This is a genomic window from Rhodopseudomonas sp. G2_2311 (assembly GCF_047501505.1).
In the GTDB taxonomy this organism is placed as follows: domain Bacteria; phylum Pseudomonadota; class Alphaproteobacteria; order Rhizobiales; family Xanthobacteraceae; genus Rhodopseudomonas; species Rhodopseudomonas palustris_H.
The window spans coordinates 72740-92326 of sequence record NZ_JAZDRK010000016.1 but is presented as its reverse complement, the minus strand read 5'-3'; the positions used below and the strand labels follow the sequence as shown (position 1 = coordinate 92326).

Genomic DNA, 19587 nt, shown 5'->3' with positions numbered 1-19587 from the left:
CGAGGAAACCTCATGACCCATCTGCTCCGCGCCGGCACCGCCCTGATTGCGCTGCTCGGCCTGTCCGGCCTCGCCGAGGCCCACACCGGCGCTCACCTGATGGTGGCGGACGGGTTCGCCGCCGGCTTCGTGCATCCGTTCAGCGGCCTCGATCACCTGCTGGCGATGGTGGCGGTCGGCCTGTGGGCGTGGTCGCTCGGCGGCGCGGCGCGTTGGATCGTGCCGGCGAGCTTCGTGGCGCTGCTGGCCATTGGCGCGACGCTCGGCGCGTCCGGCGTCTCGCTGCCGGCGGTCGAGCCGATGATCGCGCTGTCGGTGATCGCGCTCGGCGTGCTGGTGGCGCTGTCGGTGCGGGTGCCGACGATCGCTGCCGTCGCGGCAGTGGCGCTGTTCGGCCTGTTTCATGGTTTCGCCCACGGCGCCGAGATGCCGGCGCTGGCGCAGCCGCTCGGTTATGGCGCCGGCTTCGTCGCCGCAACCGCGCTGCTGCACGGGCTCGGCCTTGCGCTCGGCGCGACGCTGCCGCGGTTTGCGCCGGCGCCGTCGCTCCGCCTTGCTGGAGGCGCGATCGCGGTGGCCGGTGTCGCCCTCGCTTTGCCGCTGTAACCACGGGCGAGATTGCTGCGATGTGCGTCGGCCTGCCGATGACGGTGATTTCGACCGAGGAAGGCACCGCGCTGTGCGTGCGCCGCGGCGAGCATCGCAGTGTCTCAACCATGCTGATCGGCGAGGTCGCCCCGGGTGATCAGCTTCTGGTGTTCATCGACAGCGCCATCCGCCGGCTCGATGCCGAAGAGGCGCGGCTGATCGACGATGCGCTGGACGGCGTTGCCGCCGCGCTGGAGGGCAAGCCGTTCGAGCATCTGTTCGCCGATCTGATCGATCGCGAACCGGAGCTGCCCGAGCATCTGCGCCGCGACCCGCAGTAGTTGCGAGGTGTTCGCGCATCAACGCGCGTTATCTACAAGTCTACTTCCCACCTGCCGTCTACTATGTTTCCATGGTGTAGCCTCGGCAGCGGGCGATTGGTCAGAACCGATCGCAAAATGGTTAGTTTGCTGCCAATTCGAGGCAATTACCGGCTGGCACGTCGCTTGCTGAATTAGCGGCGACGATAACAACAAGCGCCGGAACGGCAGTGGAGGAAACATGAGCGGTTCGCTCGCGCGCGCGGCTGCGCGGCCAAATGCACCGACCTTGGTGGACGAAGCCAACGTCGACGACTTCATCGCCTGCTCCGGCAAGATCGTCGTGCTGTTCTTCCGCGGCGATGCCGCACGCTTTCCCGAAGCCGCGGATCTCGCGGTGGTGCTGCCTGAACTGATCAATGCGTTTCCGGGCCGGCTGGTCGCGGCCGAAGTCGCCGCCGAGGCCGAGCGCGGCCTGATGGCTAAGTTCGGCGTTGCGGTGTGTCCGAGCCTGGCGGTGGTGCAGCCGGGGCGCACGCTCGGCGTGATCGCCAAGATCCAGGATTGGTCCAGCTATCTGGCGCAGATCGGCGCGATGCTGGCCGAGGTCGATCAGCGCGGTGATGCGGAGTTGCAGTCATGAGAGTGGGCTACTGGACCAAGCCGGACAGCGACGACATTGAAATGACGTTGCTGCCGATCGGGGCGGGCGATGCAGGGCGGTTCGGCGTCACCGGTGCCGGCGCGATCGTCGCGTTGGCGACCCGCGGCGGCGAGGAACTGACGCGGCAATGCCCGCTGCTTGCCGGCACGCTGACGCAGCTTGCCGAAGCGCTCGCCGCGAAGCGCGTCGAAGCACCGACCACGCTGCTATCGATCGACCATCTGTCGGAGGCCGAGCGCAGCCTGCTCGACGACATCCTTGGCGAAGGCGAGGTCTCCGGCATCGTCGCGCTGCCCGATCGCCGCGTCGCGCAGGTGCAGGAATCGGTGCTCGCCGGGCTGTGGCGGGTGCGGATCGAGGGCGACGCCGACGGACCGGCGCGCGATTACCTGGAGATCGGCTCGATCCCCGCGATCGTCAGCCGTGCCGCGCAGGATTTCCCGGCGCCGGACATCGAGATCACCGCGCCGCCGGCCGGCGCGATGAACGTGCAGCCGGTGCTGGCCGAGATCCGCGAGCGGATGGCGTCGCACCAGATCGGCCAGCCGTCGCATGTGATCAACTTCACGCTGCTGCCGATGAACGAAGCCGACATGGATCACCTCGCCACGACGCTCGGCAATGGTGCGATCCAGCTATGGTCGCGCGGCTACGGTAGCTGCCGCGTGCTGGCGACCGGCGCGCGCTCCGTCTGGTCGGTGCAGTTCCTCAACGCGATGGACGCGCCGATCCTCGACACCATCGAGATCGGCGACGTGCCGGCCGCGGTGCGGGCCGCCGATGAGGACTTCCAGGACTCCGCCGAACGCCTCGGCGAAATCATCGAGGCGTATTTCCGATGACCGAGTTCGCCACCTCGCACGACAGCGAAACCGATCCGCGCACCCGGATGGAATGCGGCGTGTGCTGGACCGTGTACGACCCGGCCGAAGGCGATCCGCTCGGCCGCGCTGCGCCGGGCACGCCGTTCGCGGCACTGCCGGACGATTGGTGCTGCCCGACCTGCGATGCACCACCGGCCAAATTCCTGAGGCTGGACGATGACCGCTGAGGTCGCAGCGTCTCGTGATGCCGAAGCGCGCGCCGCCGGCGAGGCGGTGGCGGCGATCTACCGCGCGGCGGTGCCGGCGATGCGCGATCTGCCGGTGTTCAATCCCGCGCTCGATGTCGCGGCGATCGGCTTCCGCGCGCTGGACGATCATGCGTTCGGCGTGATCGTCACGCCGTGGTTCATGAATTTGGTCCGGCTGCCGCTCGACTCCGCCACTGCTGCCGAACGCCGCCAGGGCGAGGTGGTGACGCGCGTGCTGCCGGTCGGCGCGCTGGAGTTCACCGCGGGGCAACTCGACGGCATCGGCGGAATCGAAAGCTGCTCGCTGTTCTCGCCGATGTTCGACTTCGCCGACCAGGCGGCGGCGGAAGCGGCTGCGGCGGCCGCGCTCGCCGCGGTGCTCGACCCCGAGCAGGGAGCTGACGAGACCTCGCCGTCTCAGGCTCCGGGCAAGATGGCAACCACGCTCGACCGCCGCGGCCTGCTGCGTGGCGCCTGGATGGAGCGGCGGCCATGACCGCGGCGCCGGGCGAGGATCGCATCGAGGTCGGAATCGTCCGCCGCGGCGATCGCGTCGTTCGGCTCGACATCACGGCGCGGCGGCCGATCGGCATCGGCCGGCTGGCGCAAGGCAAATCCGGCGAGACGGTCGTCGCGCTGGTACCGCGGCTGTTTGCGCTGTGCGCGTCGGCGCAGGGCGTAGCGGCGGCCCAAGCGCTCGCGGCGGCACGCGGCATTTCGCCGGCGCCGGCGGTCATTGCGGCGCAGGCCAGCACGGTGCTGGCGGAGCGCATGATCGAGCTGCTGCGCGGCACCATGCTGCTGCTCGGTGGCGGCGCATCGCCCGCTCTCACTCATCAGCTGCGCGATCTGATGATTGCCGCGCGGCCGATTAATCCGGCCGCTCCGCTCGACGACGGCGCGATCGCGCGCATCGCGCAGGGACTCGAAGCACTCGGTCTGACGCCGCGTGCGTTTGCGGATGTCGCCGCCTGCCGGCGCTGGCTCGGCTCGGAGTCGCTGCTCGCTGAGCTTCACCGGCCGCTCGTGGCCGAAGCTGAGTTCGGTGCGGCGGCGGTCGATCCCCTCACCGCGGCGGATGATGCCGCAATCGGCGAGCGACTAATCGCGTTGGGGCCGTCCTTCGCGGTGCGTCCTGATCTGGCGGGCCGCGTGCCAGAGACCGGCGCTTTCGCCCGCAATGTGCATCACCCGGTGGTCGCCGCGTTCGGCTCCGGCCTGTTCGGCCGGCTGCTCCCGCGGCTGATCGAGATCGCCGCGACGCCCGAGCAACTACGCGCCGTTCGGTCTGGAGATGCGGACGCCGCTGCAGTTGTGCAGAGCATGAGACTGGGCGATGGCACCGGCCTTGCCGCCGTCGAATGCGCCCGCGGCCGGCTGTATCACCTGATGGCGCTCGATGCCGAAGGAGCGATCCGGCAGTTCGAGATCCTGGCTCCGACCGAGTGGAACTTCCATCCCGAGGGGCCGCTCGCCCGCGCGCTGGTCGGGACGACGCTGCAAGCCAGCGAAGCCGATCGCCGCCGGGTCGAGCCGCTGGTCGCGGCGTTCGATCCCTGCGTCGGCTTCGATGTTCGTTTCCGCGAGGCCGCCGATGCATGAGATGGCGCTGTGCGAGAGCATGATCGAAATTATCGAGCGCGAGGCGCGCGAGCAGCAGTTTTCCCGGGTGCGCGCGGTGTGGCTGGAGATCGGCGCGCTGGGTCATGTCGACCCGGAGGCGATGCGGTTCTGTTTCTCGGCGGTCGCGCATGGCGGCATCGCGGCCGATGCGCGGCTTGAAATTCTCGAAATGCCCGGCGCCGCCTGGTGCATGGACTGCGCCAAGACGGTGACGATCGCGCAGCGTGACGCGCCGTGTCCGGATTGCGGCGGCCATCACTTGCAGATCACCGCCGGCGAAGAATTGCGGATCAGGGAATTGGAGGTCGACTGATGTGTACGGTTTGCGGATGCGGCGATGCCAGTGCGGATCCGGGTCATGGTCACGACCATCCACACGGCCATGGCCATTCTCACGGCGACGGCCACGGACATCATCACCATCACCACGATCATGATCACGCGCATCCTCACACGCATGATCACAACCACGGCCATGATCATCACCATGATCACGGGCACGACCACGGTCACGTGCATGCGCCGGCTGGTGGCAGCATCGATTTTGGGGCCGGGCTCGCCGGCGTGCATATCCCCGGCCTGTCGCAGCCGCGGATCGTGCAGATCGAGCGCGATATCCTGTCCAAGAACGACACTTACGCGGCGGAAAACCGCGCCAGGCTGGCGGCGAGCGGCACCTTCGCGCTCAACTTCGTCTCCAGCCCGGGCTCGGGCAAGACGTCGCTGCTGGTGAAAACGATTTCGGATCTGAAGGATCAATATCCGATCGCGGTGGTCGAAGGCGATCAGCAGACCGCCAACGATGCCGAGCGCATCCGCGCCACCGGCGCGCCGGCGATTCAGATCAACACCGGCAAGGGCTGCCACCTCGATGCCCACATGGTTGGCCACGCCCTCGATCAGTTGCCGCGCCAGGAGGGCGGACTGCTGTTCATCGAGAACGTCGGCAATCTCGTCTGTCCGGCCGGTTTCGATCTCGGCGAGGCGCACAAGGTGGTGGTGCTGTCGATCACCGAAGGTGAAGACAAGCCGCTGAAATATCCGCACATGTTCGCCGCTGCGAAGCTGCTGCTGCTGAACAAGATCGACCTGCTGCCGCATCTCGATTTCGATCTTGCCGCGACCATCGAATATGCGCGGCGCGTCAACCCGACCATTGAAGTGCTGACGGTGTCGGCGAAGACCGGCGAAGGCTTGGCCGCGTTCTACGCCTGGATTGGCAAGCGTGCGGCCGCGGTGCGGGCCGCCGCCAACGCCGCCGAGTAGCGCCATGCAGCCGGCCGTGCCGCTCACCGCCGCCGCCGAACGCGCCCGGGTGCGCGTGCGCGGCGCGGTGCAGGGCGTCGGCTTCAGGCCGTTCGTGTACCATCTCGCACAGCGCTACCAACTCGGTGGCTTCGTCGCCAACGATGCGGACGGCGTGCTGATCGAGGTCGAAGGTGCGGCGCTGCCCGAGTTCCTGGTTGCGCTCCGCCGCGAAGCGCCGCCGCTGGCGCGGGTCGACACCATCGAAACTGAAACGGTTCGGGCGCGCGGCGAGCGGGACTTCGGCATCGCTGAGAGCCGCGGTGGGGTGGTGACCACGCAGATTGGAGCGGATTCGGCAACCTGCGAGGCATGCCTCGACGAACTGTTCGATCCGGCGAGCCGGTTTCATCTCTATCCGTTCGTCAACTGCACCCATTGCGGCCCGCGCTACACGCTGACGCGCGGCCTGCCGTACGACCGCGCCAATACCTCGATGGCCGGATTCACGATGTGCGAGGATTGCCGCCGCGACTATCAGGATCCGCACAACCGCCGCTTTCACGCCGAGCCGATCGCCTGTCCGCGCTGCGGCCCGAGGCTCAGCCATCCGATCGAAGAGATCGCGGCTTGCTTGCGCGCTGGTCGGATCGTCGCGCTGAAGAGCCTCGGCGGCTATCATCTGCTGTGTGACGCCACCAACGAAACCGCCGTCGCCGAGCTGCGCCGGCGCAAGGGCCGCGACGCCAAGCCGTTCGCCGTAATGGTTGCCTCCGAAGCTTCGCTCGATCGCATCGTCATCGCGACCGAGGCGGAGCGCACGTTGGTGTCGTCGGTCGAGCGGCCGATCGTGCTGATGCGCGATCGCGGCGAACTGGCCCCATCGGTCGCGCCCGCGTTGGATGCGGTCGGCGTGATGCTGCCCTATACGCCGCTGCATCATCTGATCTTCCATGCCGCAAGCGGCGCGCCGGCGGGGCGCGCATGGCAGCGTGCGCCGGTCGATCTGGTGCTGGTCGCCACCAGCGCCAATCTCGGCGGCGATCCGATCGTGACCGAGGATGCGCAGCGGCAGCTGGCCTCTATCGCCGATCTGATCGTCAGCCATGATCGCGGCATCGTCGTGCGTGCCGACGACAGCGTTACGCGGGTGATCGACGGGGCGCCGTCATTCATCCGCCGCGCACGCGGGTTCACGCCGCGCCCGATCACATTGCCGCGCGAGACGCCGCCGGTGCTGGCGGTCGGCGCTTACTTGAAGACCACCCTTACGCTGACCCGCGGCCGCGAAGCGTTCGTGTCACAGCATGTCGGCGATCTCGCGACCGCCGAAACCGTGCGGTTCTTTGAAGAGACGGCGGCCCACCTGATGCGTCTCATCGGCGTGAAGCCGGCCGCGATCGCGCACGATCTGCACGCCGACTTCGCCTCGACCCGGTTTGCCGAGAGCCTCGCCGCCGAGCATCTGTGCCTGCCGCTGATCGCCGTACAGCATCACCACGCCCATATCGCTTCGATCGCCGCCGAGCACGGCATCGACACGCCGCTGCTCGGTTTGGTGCTCGACGGTCACGGCCTCGGCAGCGACGGCGGCAATTGGGGCGGCGAGCTGCTGCGCGTCGACGGCGCGCGGTTCACCCGGCTGGGCCATCTGAAACCATTGGCGCTGCCGGGCGGCGATGCGGCGGCACGCGAGCCGTGGCGGATGGCGGCGGCTGCGCTGCACGCGCTGGGGCGCGACGACGAGATCGCATCGCGCTTCGTCGATCACCCTCGCGCCGCTGCGCTCGCCGCGATGCTCGTCAATCATGGCTGCGCCACCACCACCAGCGCCGGCCGACTGTTCGATGCCGCCGCCGGCCTGCTCGGCGTCTGCGCCGTGCAAAGCTACGAAGGCCAGGCGGCCATGCAGCTCGAAGCGCTGGTGCAAATCCCGCGCGTGCTGGGCGGCGGCTGGGAGATCGGCGCCGGCACGCTCGATCTCTCGCCGCTGCTCGCCCATCTGGCGACGTCGCGGATCGATCCGCGGGACGGCGCCGAACTGTTCCACGGCACGCTCGCGGCCGCGCTGACCGAGTGGGCCGTGCAGGCTGCGGAGCAGAGCGGACTCGCCACTATCGCGCTCGGCGGCGGCTGTTTTCTCAATCGCGTGCTGAGCGAAGATCTGGCGGTGCGGCTGCGGGCGCGGGGGCTGATGCCGCTACTTGCCCGGCAGGTGCCGCCGAATGATGGCGGTCTCAGCCTTGGTCAGGCCTGGATCGCCGGACAACATCTTACTGCCAGCAAGGAGCCGCACTGATGTGTCTCGCCATTCCGGCCGAAGTGGTGGAATTGCTGCCCGAGCAGATGGCGCGGGTGTCGCTCGACGGCGTGAGCAAGGTGGTGTCGGTCGCGCTGGTCGAAGGCGTGGCGGTCGGCGACTACGTCGTGGTGCATGTCGGTTTCGCGCTGACGCGGATCGACCCGGACGAGGCGAAACAGACGCTGGCGCTGCTCGCGGAGATGAGCCAATCGGCGGAGGCGGCGCGATGAAATACGTGGACGAATATCGCGACGGCAAGGTGGCGCGGCAGATCGCGGCGGGAATCGCGCAGGCGGCCGATCCGTCGCGCAGCTATCACTTCATGGAGTTCTGCGGCGGCCATACCCACGCGATCTCGCGCTATGGCCTGGAAGACCTGTTGCCGCCGAACGTCCGGATGGTGCACGGCCCCGGCTGTCCGGTCTGCGTGCTGCCGGTCGGACGGATCGACATGGCGATCCGGCTGGCGCAACGCCCGGAGGTGACGCTGTGCACCTATGGCGACCTGATGCGGGTGCCGGGTTCGCACGGCACTTCGCTGCTGCGCGCCAAGGCGGCCGGCGCCGACATCCGGATGGTGTATTCGACGCTGGATGCGGTCGCGATCGCCGAGGCGGAGCCGACCCGCGAAGTGGTGTTTTTCGCCATCGGTTTCGAAACCACGACGCCGCCGACCGCGCTGGCGATCAAGCTCGCGGCCACCAAGCGGCTCAGCAATTTCAGCGTGTTCTGCAATCACGTGCTGACGCCGCCGGCAATCCGCGGCATCCTCGAACATCCCGATCTCGACGGCCAGCCGGGGCCGCGCCTCGACGGCTTCATCGGTCCCGCGCATGTCAGCGCGGTGATCGGTGCCGATGCATTTGCCGAGTTCGCGCGTGATTTTGCCAAGCCTGTGGTGGTCGCCGGCTTCGAGCCGCTCGATGTGCTGCAGTCGATCCTGATGCTTGTGCAGCAGGTTAACGAAGGTCGCCACGTGGTCGAGAACCAGTACATCCGCGCGGTGACGCCGGCGGGCAACCGCATCGCGCAGGCCGAAGTCGCGGCGATCTTCGATCTGCGCGACAGCTTCGAATGGCGCGGCTTTGGCCGCGTGCCGGCGAGCGGCCTTCAGTTGCGCGAAGCTTACGCAGCCTTCGACGCCGAGCGCCGCTTCGCGATGACTGAGATCTCCGCCGCCGACAATCCGGCCTGCGACTGCGGCGCGATCCTGCGCGGCATCAAGCGTCCGACTGACTGCAAATTGTTCGGCACGCTGTGCACGCCGGAAACGCCGATGGGATCGTGCATGGTGTCGTCGGAAGGCGCCTGCGCGGCGCATTGGACCTATGGTCGCTTCCGCGACCACGCACGGAGGGCCGTGGCATGAGCGATCGGATCAGGCGGCGCAAACTCGATCTCGCCCACGGCCGCGTCGACCTCTCGCACGGCGCCGGCGGCCGCGCGATGGCGCATCTGATCAGCGAGATCTTCCACGCCGCCTTCGACAACCCGATGCTGCGCGCCGGCAACGACCAGGCAGCGTTCGAAGTCGCGGCCGGGCGGATGGTGATGACCACCGACGGCTATGTGGTGTCGCCGTTGTTCTTCCCGGGCGGCGACATCGGCTCGCTCGCCGTCCACGGCACCATCAACGATGTCGCGATGGCTGGCGCGAGGCCGCTGTATCTGTCCGCCGGCTTCATCATCGAGGAGGGCTTTGCGTTCGCCGACCTCAAGCGGATCGCCGACAGCATGGCGGCCGCCTCGCGCGCAGCCGGTGTGCCGATCGTCACCGGCGACACCAAGGTGGTGGAGCGCGGCAAGGCCGATGGCGTGTTCATCACCACCACCGGCGTCGGCATCGCGCCGCGCGACCTGGTGCTGTCCGCCGAACAGGCCCGGCCGGGCGACAAGGTGCTGCTGTCGGGCTTCATCGGCGACCACGGCGTCGCGGTGATGTCGCAGCGGCAGAACCTCGCGTTCGAAACGTCAATCCAATCGGACAGCGCCGCGCTGCACGGGCTGGTCGCCGCGATGGTGGCGGCTGCACCGCAGGGCCTGCGGGTGATGCGCGATCCGACCCGCGGCGGGCTCGCTGCGACCCTGAACGAATTGGCGCAGCAATCCGCAGTGGGCTTCCGGCTCGATGAGGATGCAGTGCCGGTGCGGCCCGAAGTGGCGGCGGCGTGCGAACTGCTCGGGCTCGATCCGCTGTACGTCGCCAACGAGGGCAAGCTGGTGGCGGTTGCGGCGCCCGAGGCGGCCGATGCGTTACTCGGCGCGATGCAGACGCATCCGCTCGGGCGCGATGCCGCGATCATCGGCGAGGTGATCGAGGACGATCATCATTTTGTGCAGATGACCACGGCGTTCGGCGGCGGCCGGATCGTCGATTGGCTGGCCGGTGAGCAGTTGCCGCGGATTTGTTGATGGTGTTTGGTTCAATTCGTTGCGTGACGGGACGACGGGGATGAGTGGACAGGCGACAGTGCTGGTGGTCGACGACGAGATCCGGTCGCTCGAATCGCTGAAGCGGGTGCTGTGCGACGAGTTTGAAGTGATCTGCGCGCGCGATGCCGGTGAGGCGCGGCGGGTGCTGGAAAGCGAGATCGTTCACGCCATCCTGTGCGATCAGCGGATGCAGTACGAGACCGGCGTCGACTTTCTCAAGGACGTGCGCAAAACCTGGCCCGACCCGGTGCGGATGATCATCTCCGGCTATTCCGACAGCGAAGACATCATCGCCGGCATCAACGAAGCCGGGATCTATCAGTACATCGCCAAGCCGTGGCACCCGGACCGGCTGCTCGATATCGTCCGCGGCGCGGTGCAGCTATTTATGCTGCAGAAGGAAACCGAGACCGCCGGCATCGACATCAAGCTGACGCCGGAGCGGGCGCAGCGCGTCGTCACCGAAAAGCGCGGTGCCGCCCGCAAGCTGTACGAGTTCGACCGCATCGTGCATGCGCCGGACAGTCCGCTGAGCGAGGTCATCGAGCTCGGCAAGCGCGCTGCCGAGTTCGACATTTCGGTGCTGATCACCGGCGAGAGCGGCACCGGCAAGGAGCTGCTGGCGCGCGCGATCCATTACGGTTCGGCGCGAGCCGGCAAGGCGTTCGTGGTCGAGAACTGCGGAGCGCTGCCGGATGAGCTGCTCGAAAGTGAACTGTTCGGCTGCAAGAAGGGTGCGTTCACCGGCGCGTATCAGGACCGCATCGGTCTGTTTGAAGTGGCCGATGGCGGCACGATCTTCCTCGACGAGATCGGCGAGACTTCGCCGGCATTTCAGGTGAAGTTGCTGCGCGTGCTGCAGGAGAGCGAGATCCGTCCGCTCGGCGCGCAGCGGGTCCGCAAGGTCGACGTTCGCGTCGTCGCGGCGACCAACCGCGATCTGGAAGCCGAAGTGCGCGCCGGCCGTTTCCGGCGCGATCTGTACTACCGGCTGGCGGCGTTCCCGCTGCATATGCCAGCGCTGCGCGAGCGGCCGATGGACATTCCGCTGATCGCCGCCAAGGTGCTGGCCGACGTCGCCAAGTCCTACGGCCGCAACGTCGCAGGCTTCGCGCCAGCGGCGCTCAACCGGATGCGGCACTACGACTGGCCGGGCAACGTGCGCGAACTGCAGAACGAAATCCAGCGCATGGTGGTGCTGGCGACCGAGGATCGGCTGCAGGAAGGCGATCTGTCGCCGCGGGTGCGGCAGGGCGGCGAGCCGATCCAGCTCAAACCGGTGCGCAACGGCTGCGCGACGCTGAAGACCAACATCGAAGCGCTCGAGCGGCACATGATCGCCGAGGCGCTCGATCGCCATGGCGGCAACATCAGCCGCGTCGCCGGCGAACTCGGGCTGTCGCGCGTCGGGCTGCGCAACAAGCTCGGCCGCTACGATCTGCGCAAGGGCCTCGCCGATGAGGTCTGATCGCGGCGGTCGCGAGAGTCTGATCGACCGGGTCGGCTCGCAACTGCCGTCGCCGTTTGCTGGCGACCAGGAGGCGGCCTGGATCGAAGTGATCCGCAAGATGGACGAGGTCTACGCCGACCTGCTGCGCTACGAGACCGATCTGGAAGAGAAGAACGCAGCGCTGGAGGAAGCGCAGGCGTTCATCTCCAGCGTGATCGAGTCGGTGTCGGACATTTTGATCGTCTGCGACCGCCACGGCAGCATCCTGCAGGTCAATCCGGCGGCGGTGCGGCTGCTCGGCGACAGCACCGGCACGCTGCTGCATCGGTCGCTCACGGATCTCGTCGACCCCGCCGATCGTGGCCGGATCGATGCGCTGTTGCAGGCGCAGTGTCCGAGCGAAATCAGCAACCTCGAAATCCGCTTCGTCACCGAGCGCGGGCTATCCGATCTCTATGCGATCAACGGCGCCACCCGCTGCGATCCGGCGGGGCACCGGCTCGGTGCGGTGCTGACCGGGCGGCCGATCGGCGAGCTGCGCCGCGCCTACGAGGCGCTGCATGCCGCGCACAGCGAGCTGCAGCACGCGCAGCGCCAGCTCGTCGAGCAAGAAAAGATGGCGGGCCTCGGCCGGCTGGTCGCCGGCGTCGCGCACGAACTCAACAATCCGATCAGCTTCATCTACGGCAACATCCATACGCTCGATCGTTATCGCGACCGGATGTCGGCGTATCTCGGCGCGATCCATCGTGGCGCCGATCCTGCGGAGATCGAACGGCTGCGCCGCGACTTGAAGATCGACGCGCTGCTGGCTGATTACGGCTCGCTGATCGAAGGCACGCTGGAAGGCGCGATGCGGGTTGCCGACGTCGTCAAGAATCTGCGGCGGCTCAGCTTCCCGAAGAGCGGCGAGAGCCTGCGCGTCGATGTCGATCGCGTGGTGCGCACCGCGGTGCGCTGGGCGGCGCGTGCCAAGCCGCATCACGTCGACTTCGCTTTCGATATCGCGCCGGAGCTGCAGATCCTCGGCAATGAAGGCCAGTTCCACCAGATTATCGTCAATCTGATCGACAACGCGCTCGACGCGGTGCGCGGCCAGGCCGCGCCGCGGATCGAGATCGTCGCGCGCCGCGACGGCGACCAGATCGTCATCACCATCTCGGATAACGGAGCCGGTCTGCCGGACGGTTTGATCGACAAGATCTTCGAGCCGTTCTTCACCACCAAGCCGGTCGGTGAAGGTACCGGGCTCGGCTTGTGGATCAGCTACGGCATCGCGCGCGAACATGGCGGCACGCTGGCAGCAGCGAACCGCAGCGGTGGCGGCGCGGTCTTCACCCTGATGCTACCTGCGCCGTGAGCTGCGCGATGGAACCGATCAGTTCCATCGCGATTGGAGCGTCCCCAGGTCGACTCGTCACCGATGATTGCGCTAGGTTTGGCGCAACAAGGCCCCAAGAGGCTGCAGGTGACCAACAAGCTGTCGGCGTCCGAGCAGGCGCTCATCGATCGGGAAAGGGAACTCGCGGAGGTTCAGCGCATCGCCAAAGTCGGCGGTGTGGTGGTGGATCTGACCGCCGGGTTCCGCAATCACCGCTCGCCGGAGTATCTGGCGATCCACGGCCTGCCGCCCGAGGCCGTCAACGAGACGCATGAAGATTGGGTGCGCCGACTGCACCCGGAGGATCGCGAGCGCGCCGAGCGGCAGTTTCTCGATCTGGTCAACAGCACCTCCGAGCGCTACTCGGCCGAGTATCGCATCATTCGCCCGAACGACGGCGAGGTGCGCTGGATCGCGGCCGAGGGCCGGATCGAGCGCGATGCGTCGGGGCGCGCGGTGCGGATGGTCGGTGCGCATATCGACATCACCGATCGCGCCGTCGCCCGCGAGATGCTGCGCGAGAGCGAGCAGCGCTTCAAGCTGATCGCCGACAGCGCGCCGGTGCCGATCTGGGTGACGCGGCTCGACCGCACCCGCAGCTTCGCCAACCGTGCCTATTGCGACTTCATCGGGCTGCCCTACGAGGAAGCTCTGGTGTTCGACTGGCGCAGCATCATCCATCCCGACGATGTCGCCGAAGTGGTCCGTAACAGCGTCGCCGGGGAAGCCTCGCTGCAGCCGTTCGTGCTCGAGGGCCGCTACCGCCGCGCCGACGGAAAATGGCGGTGGATCAGGTCGGAGTCTCAGCCGCGCTGGGATCCGGCCGGCCGCCACATCGGCTTCATCGGCGTCGCTCATGACATCACCAGCGCCAAGCAGGCGGAAATCGATCTGCGCAATGTCAACGACGTGCTGGAGCGATTGATCGCGCAGCGCACCGCGCAACTGCATTCCAGCGAGTCGCAACTCCGCGCGATCCTGGAGACCACCAACCAGTATCAGGGCCTGCTCGATCTCAAGGGCCGGCTGCTCTACGTCAACGGCACCGCGCTCGCCGGCATCGGGGCCGAGCCGGCGCAGGTGCTGGGTGCGCTGTTCTGGAACACACCGTGGTTCGATGCGACGCCCGAAGCGCCGGTGGTGATCGAACGAGCGTTCCGCGCGGCGCGGGCGGGCGAGATCGTCAAGCTCGATCTGGAGCTGCAGCTTCCGGCCGGGCCGCGGCACATCGATTTCTCGCTGCGACCGGTGTCGGATGAGCAAGGCGGCGTGATGGCGGTGCTGGCGGAAGGCATCGACTCCACCGAACGCCGGCGCAACGAAGAGGCGCTGCGGCAGGCGCAGAAGATGGAGGCGGTCGGGCAGCTCACCGGCGGCGTCGCGCACGACTTCAACAACCTGCTCACCATCATCCGCTCCGCAGTCGACTTCCTGCGCCGGCGTGATCTGCCCGAGGAGCGCCGCCGCCGCTATGTCGATGCGATCTCGGATACGGCCGATCGCGCCTCGAAGCTGACCGGGCAGTTGCTGGCGTTTGCGCGGCGGCAGCCGCTGTCGCCGGTGGTGTTCGACGTCGCGGCGCAGATCCAGAGCATCGCTAATCTGATCCGCCCGCTGGTCGGCAGCCGGGTCGAGATCGACGTCGACACCGGATCGGGGCCGAACTACGCCATCGCCGACGTCGGCCAGTTCGAGACGGCGCTGGTCAATCTCGCCGTCAACGGCCGCGACGCGATGAATGGCGAGGGCCGGCTGTCGATCGCGCTCCGCCGCGTCGACGAGATTCCGCCGGTGCGGTCGCAACCGACGCGGCCCGGCGAGTTCGTGGCGATCTCGGTCACCGACAGCGGCAGCGGCATCGCGCCGAGCAATCTCGATGTGATCTTCGAGCCTTTTTTTACGACCAAGGAAGTCGGTCGCGGCACCGGGCTTGGTCTCAGCCAGGCATTCGGTTTCGCCAAACAGTCCGGCGGCGAGATCAGCGTGCACAGTACGCTGGGCGAGGGCGCGACGTTCACCATCTACCTGCCGCAGGCGCAGGCCCCGGAGCAGACCGCGGCGGCGACGCTGTCGCGCGCCGATCCGGCCGGCGGGCTCGGCCATCGTATCCTGGTGGTGGAGGACAATGTCGAGGTCGGGAAGTTCTCGACCGAGCTGCTGCAGGATCTCGGCTACACCATCAAATGGGCGAAATCCGCCGACGAAGCGCTGGCGGCGCTGGCCGAGGATGAGTTCGCGTTCGACCTGGTGTTCTCGGACGTGATCATGCCCGGCAAGAACGGCGTCGAACTTGCGACCATCATCCGCGAGCGTTATCCCGGCCTGCCGGTGGTGCTGACCAGCGGTTACAGCAGCGTGCTCGCCGAGAACGCGCATCAGGGCTTCGAACTGGTGCAGAAGCCGTATTCAGTCGAGGCGATCTCGCGCGTGCTGCGGCGGGCGATTTCCGAGCGCCGGACGCGGCCGACCGGATGATACAAATACGCGGTCGGCGTCCTCACATCATCAGCGGCTTGGCTTTTTCAGCCATCGCCTGCAGCAGCGGCAGGAAGCGGTCGATCATCTCACCGGTGGTGATGCGGTCGACATGGGCGCCGATATTGGCGGCGGCGACGATCGTGCCGTCGTAGCGCCGGATCGGCACCGCGACCGAACGGAAGCCGGGCTCGGCTTCGCGATCGACCAGCGAGTAGCCTTTGGTGCGATCGGCGATGATGGTGGCGATCACCGTCTGCTTGTCGGTGATGGTGTCTTCGGTCTGCTTGGTCAGCGTCATCGCGTTGATCGTTGCAGTCAGCTCGTTATTATCAAGCCGGCTGAGCAGCACGCGTCCGACCGAGGTGCAGAACAGCGGCAGCCGATAGCCGAGATCGATGCCGGCCGAGAACACCCGCGCCGGGCTGGCCCGCGCCACGAACACCGCGTCGTCGCCGTCGAGAATCGCCAGCGAGCAAACTTCCTTGGCGCTGGCCGACACCCGATCCATCAGCGGCTGCAGCACCGCGCTGATCTGGTTCGATGCCAGATACGCCGACGCGAGACCAAGCACGCGCGGCGTCAGCGCAAACAGCCGGTCGTCGCTGCTGACATAGCCGGCGCTCTGCAGCGTCAGCAGGATGCGCCGCGCCGTCGCGCGCGGCAGGCCGCACGCCTTGGCGACATCGCTCAGCGTCATCGGCCGCTTCTCGGAACCGAACGCCTCGATCACCCGCAGGCCGCGCGACAGGCTTTCGATGAACTCGGCACCCTCGCTTGGCGCATCGTCGGCAGTTCGTTTCAGTTTGGGCATGCGGGTACTTCGGTATGGGGATGGGGCGAGGCGCTAACGGCAGGCGCCGCGACCTTTGAGCGCTGAGCTATACGATTGTTCGCTCAACGAACACAAGTTCGCCGGCGACTTAGGCGGCTGCCATCCTCATAGGCACGTAACGCGGAGAATTTGTTCTTGCCTGAAATGCTCTTTAGAGGCAGTTTCATTCTAAACGAACGAATGTTCGTCTATTGAACGTTTTGTCGCGCAGGGCGGATGATGGTCAGGATCAATTCGAGCGGCTATGGCACCGGCCAGCTGCTGCGCTCGCTGACCCGCGATCGCTCCTGCGCTCACAACAAGCGGCCCGCCGAGGCTGCGCGAAGGAGGCCAACGCCATGATGAGCCAGGAACAGAATGATCTGATCACCCGGGTCGGACCGGGGACGCCTTGCGGCAAGCTGATGCGCGCCTATTGGCAGCCGGCGGCGCTGGTCGACGAGCTGGAGGGCGAGCGGCCGATCAAGCCGGTACGACTGCTCGGCGAAGACTTCGTGTTGTTCAAGGACGAGACCGGCCGCTACGGCCTGATCGATCGCGACTGCCCGCATCGCGGCGCCGATCTCGCGTTCGGCCGGCTGGAGAACGGCGGCCTGCGCTGCGCCTTCCACGGCTGGCTGTTCGACGTCGACGGCAACTGCATCGACACCCCCGCCGAGCCGGCCGGCTCGCCGCTGTGCAAGAACATCAAGCAGCGTGCGTTTCCGGTGGTCGCCAAGGGCGGCATCCTGTGGGCCTATCTCGGCGCGGGCGAGCCGCCGGCGTTTCCGGAGATCGATTGCTTCATCGCGCCCGACACCCATGTGTTCGCATTCAAGGGGCTGATGGAATGCAATTGGCTGCAGGCGCTGGAGGTCGGCATCGATCCGGCGCACGCCTCGTTCTTGCATCGCTTCTTCGAGGATGAGGACACCTCGCAGGCCTACGGCAAGCAATTCCGCGGCGCATCCGCCGGCAGCGATCTGCCGATGACCAAGGTGCTGCGCGAATACGATCGCCCGATCATCAATGTCGAGCACACCGAATACGGCCTGCGGCTGATCGCGCTGCGCGAGATCGACGACGAACGCACCCACGTTCGCGTCACCAATCAGCTGTTCCCGCACGGCTTCGTCATCCCGATGAGCACCGAGATGACGATCACGCAGTGGCACGTCCCGGTCGACGACACCCACTGCTATTGGTACGCGATTTTCACCAGCTACGCCGCGCCGGTCGACAAGGTGAAGATGCGCGATCAGCGCCTCGAACTGTACGAACTGCCGGACTACAAGTCGCGCCGCAACAAGACCAACGATTACGGTTTCGATCCGCACGAGCAGGCGACCGCGACCTACACCGGCATGGGTCTCGATATCAACGTTCACGACCAGTGGGCGGTGGAGTCGATGGGGGCGATCCAGGATCGCACCCGCGAACATCTCGGACAAAGCGACAAGGCGATCATTCAGTATCGCCGGCTGCTGCGACAGGAGATCGAAAAGGCCGCCTCCGGCGCCAAGCCGCTATTGGCGCTCGACGAGGCTGCGGCCCGCGCGATCCAAGGGCCGGCCACGATGGACGGCATCGGCCCGAGCCGCGGCTGGGAAACCTATTGGATGGAGGTCGACGTCAAGCGTCGCCGCGGCGCGCCGTGGGCTGCGCCAGTGCCGTCCGAGATTGCGGCCAAGGTGCCGCATCTGACGGCAGCGGAATGAGACGGCGCGGCAACGGATCGAGGATCGAACGTTGAGTCTGGTTGAGAAGTACGGCCTCTGGTCCGACGAGCAGATCGAAGCAGCGGCGCGGGTACGGCGGATCGCCGAAGAACAGGGGCTCGAGACCATTCGGTTCTCGTTCCCCGATCAGCACGGCATCCTGCGCGGCAAGACGTTGATCGCCGCCGAAGCGCTGAGCTGTCTCGACAGCGGCGCTTCGATCACCACCACGATGCTGTGCAAGGACACCTCGCACCGCACCGTGTTCCCGGTGTTCAAGGCCGGCGGCGGCTTCGGCATCAAGGAGATGGAAGGCGGCGCCGACGCCATCATGCTGCCTGATCCGACCACCTTCCGTGTCCTGCCCTGGGCGCCGAAGACCGGCTGGGTGCTGTGCGATCTGTATTTCGGCAATGGTCAGCCGGTGCCGTTCGCAACGCGGGGCCTTTACCGGTCGGTGCTGAAGCAACTCGCCGATCGCGGCTACGATTACATGGCCGGGCTCGAAGTCGAATTCCACGTCTTCAAGCTCGACGACGTGATGATGTCGCCGGAACATGCCGGGCAGCCCGGCGAGCCGCCGGCCGTCAGCCTGCTGTCGCACGGCTATCAGTATCTCACCGAGCAGCGCTACGATCAGATCGAGCCGGTGCTCGACCTGATCCGTCACGACGTGATGGCGCTCGGCCTGCCGCTGCGCTCGATGGAAGTCGAGTTCGGGCCGAGCCAGTGCGAATTCACCTTCCAGCCCACCGTCGGGCTGATGCCTGCCGACCTGATGGTGCTGTTCCGCAGCGCCGTGAAGCAGATCTGCCGGCGCCATGGTTATCACGCCACCTTCATGTGCCGGCCGAAGATTCCCAACGTGGTGTCGTCCGGCTGGCATCTGCATCAGTCGCTGGTGTCGCGCACCGACGGCAGCAACGCCTTTGTGTCGCAGACCGAGGTGCTGTCCGATCTCGGCAGGCACTATCTCGCCGGTCTGTTGCATCATGCCCGCGCCGCTACGGTGTTCACTACGCCCACGATCAACGGCTACAAGCGTTATCGCTCGTATTCGCTGGCGCCGGACCGGGCGATCTGGGGCCGCGACAATCGCGGCGTGATGATCCGCGTCCTCGGCGGTCCCGGCGACCGCGCCACCCGGATGGAGAACCGGGTCGGCGAGCCGGCGGCCAATCCGTATCTGTATATGGCCTCGCAAATCCTGTCCGGCCTCGACGGCGTCGATCGCAAGCTCGATCCGGGTCCGTCGGCGGACACGCCCTACGAGACCCAGGCGGACCTGCTGCCGAAGTCGCTGCGCGAGGCGATCTTCGCGCTGCGCGACGATCCGTTCTTCCGCACCACGATGGGCGACGGGTTCATCGACTACTACACCTTCATCAAGAATGCCGAGATCGAGCGTTTCCAGGCGGAAGTCACCGAGTGGGAGCAGCGCGAATATTTCGAGATGTTCTAGCGATCAGCGGCACCAATTTCGTCAGCCAGAGGAGAGGAAG

At 67.0% G+C, this 19587-nt stretch carries 19 protein-coding genes; 18 read left to right on the top strand and 1 reads right to left on the bottom strand.

Features of this window, described 5'->3' with window-relative positions:
• Positions 1–12: 12 nt before the first annotated feature.
• From VRZ08_RS18935 to VRZ08_RS18860, 16 genes are all read left to right on the top strand, one after another.
• Entirely contained in the window at positions 13–606 is a 594-nt protein-coding gene (locus tag VRZ08_RS18935; protein ID WP_414533514.1) for a HupE/UreJ family protein, read from the top strand.
• A gap of 20 nt (positions 607–626) precedes the next feature.
• Complete coding sequence (locus tag VRZ08_RS18930) at positions 627–929, top strand: HypC/HybG/HupF family hydrogenase formation chaperone (protein WP_107343140.1); 303 nt, start codon at positions 627–629, stop codon at positions 927–929.
• A 220-nt stretch (positions 930–1149) separates the two neighbouring features.
• Positions 1150–1551, top strand: coding sequence for a hydrogenase accessory protein (locus VRZ08_RS18925; RefSeq protein ID WP_414533513.1), 402 nt, complete (start codon positions 1150–1152; stop codon positions 1549–1551).
• Entirely contained in the window at positions 1548–2414 is an 867-nt protein-coding gene (locus tag VRZ08_RS18920; RefSeq protein WP_414533512.1) for a hydrogenase expression/formation C-terminal domain-containing protein, read from the top strand. The genes VRZ08_RS18925 and VRZ08_RS18920 overlap by 4 nt, the downstream gene beginning before the upstream one ends.
• Positions 2411–2623 (top strand): rubredoxin, encoded by a 213-nt coding sequence (locus tag VRZ08_RS18915; RefSeq protein WP_107343143.1) that lies wholly within the window; start codon positions 2411–2413, stop codon positions 2621–2623. Before VRZ08_RS18920 ends, VRZ08_RS18915 begins: the two co-directional genes overlap by 4 nt.
• Positions 2613–3140, top strand: coding sequence for a [NiFe]-hydrogenase assembly chaperone HybE (gene hybE / locus VRZ08_RS18910; protein WP_414533511.1), 528 nt, complete (start codon positions 2613–2615; stop codon positions 3138–3140). Before VRZ08_RS18915 ends, hybE begins: the two co-directional genes overlap by 11 nt.
• Positions 3137–4246 (top strand): nickel-dependent hydrogenase large subunit, encoded by a 1110-nt coding sequence (locus VRZ08_RS18905; RefSeq protein WP_414533510.1) that lies wholly within the window; start codon positions 3137–3139, stop codon positions 4244–4246. Before hybE ends, VRZ08_RS18905 begins: the two co-directional genes overlap by 4 nt.
• On the top strand, positions 4239–4580 hold the full coding sequence (gene hypA, locus VRZ08_RS18900; protein WP_011156506.1) for a hydrogenase maturation nickel metallochaperone HypA: 342 nt from the start codon (positions 4239–4241) through the stop codon (positions 4578–4580). The genes VRZ08_RS18905 and hypA overlap by 8 nt, the downstream gene beginning before the upstream one ends.
• Complete coding sequence (gene hypB / locus VRZ08_RS18895; RefSeq protein ID WP_414533509.1) at positions 4580–5533, top strand: hydrogenase nickel incorporation protein HypB; 954 nt, start codon at positions 4580–4582, stop codon at positions 5531–5533. The genes hypA and hypB overlap by 1 nt, the downstream gene beginning before the upstream one ends.
• A 4-nt stretch (positions 5534–5537) precedes the next feature.
• Positions 5538–7811: a carbamoyltransferase HypF gene (hypF, locus tag VRZ08_RS18890; RefSeq protein WP_414533508.1), complete on the top strand. Its 2274-nt coding sequence runs from the start codon at positions 5538–5540 to the stop codon at positions 7809–7811.
• Positions 7811–8044: a HypC/HybG/HupF family hydrogenase formation chaperone gene (locus VRZ08_RS18885; RefSeq protein WP_107354391.1), complete on the top strand. Its 234-nt coding sequence runs from the start codon at positions 7811–7813 to the stop codon at positions 8042–8044. Before hypF ends, VRZ08_RS18885 begins: the two co-directional genes overlap by 1 nt.
• The gene (gene hypD, locus VRZ08_RS18880; RefSeq protein WP_414533507.1) at positions 8041–9183 is read left to right on the top strand and encodes a hydrogenase formation protein HypD; all 1143 of its coding nucleotides are present in this window, start codon (positions 8041–8043) and stop codon (positions 9181–9183) included. The genes VRZ08_RS18885 and hypD overlap by 4 nt, the downstream gene beginning before the upstream one ends.
• Complete coding sequence (gene hypE / locus VRZ08_RS18875) at positions 9180–10226, top strand: hydrogenase expression/formation protein HypE (protein ID WP_414533506.1); 1047 nt, start codon at positions 9180–9182, stop codon at positions 10224–10226. Before hypD ends, hypE begins: the two co-directional genes overlap by 4 nt.
• Positions 10227–10266: 40 nt before the next feature.
• A complete protein-coding gene (locus VRZ08_RS18870; protein WP_107354394.1) occupies positions 10267–11715 on the top strand; it encodes a sigma-54-dependent transcriptional regulator in 1449 nt (482 codons plus the stop codon).
• Positions 11705–13057, top strand: a complete 1353-nt coding sequence (locus VRZ08_RS18865; RefSeq protein WP_414533505.1) for a sensor histidine kinase — start codon at positions 11705–11707, stop codon at positions 13055–13057. Before VRZ08_RS18870 ends, VRZ08_RS18865 begins: the two co-directional genes overlap by 11 nt.
• Before the next feature lie 108 nt (positions 13058–13165).
• Positions 13166–15553, top strand: a complete 2388-nt coding sequence (locus VRZ08_RS18860; RefSeq protein WP_414533504.1) for a PAS domain S-box protein — start codon at positions 13166–13168, stop codon at positions 15551–15553.
• Between the two features lie 22 nt (positions 15554–15575).
• Here VRZ08_RS18860 and VRZ08_RS18855 read toward each other — a convergent pair whose 3' ends face one another.
• Positions 15576–16367: an IclR family transcriptional regulator gene (locus tag VRZ08_RS18855; RefSeq protein ID WP_414533503.1), complete on the bottom strand. Its 792-nt coding sequence runs from the start codon at positions 16365–16367 to the stop codon at positions 15576–15578.
• Between the two features lie 359 nt (positions 16368–16726).
• On the opposite strand from VRZ08_RS18855, the gene VRZ08_RS18850 reads away from it, so the two are divergent.
• Together VRZ08_RS18850 and VRZ08_RS18845 are read left to right on the top strand one after the other, a co-directional pair.
• Positions 16727–18085, top strand: a complete 1359-nt coding sequence (locus VRZ08_RS18850) for an aromatic ring-hydroxylating dioxygenase subunit alpha (protein ID WP_107354397.1) — start codon at positions 16727–16729, stop codon at positions 18083–18085.
• A 31-nt stretch (positions 18086–18116) separates the two neighbouring features.
• Complete coding sequence (locus VRZ08_RS18845; protein WP_107354398.1) at positions 18117–19547, top strand: glutamine synthetase family protein; 1431 nt, start codon at positions 18117–18119, stop codon at positions 19545–19547.
• Positions 19548–19587 lie beyond the last annotated feature (40 nt).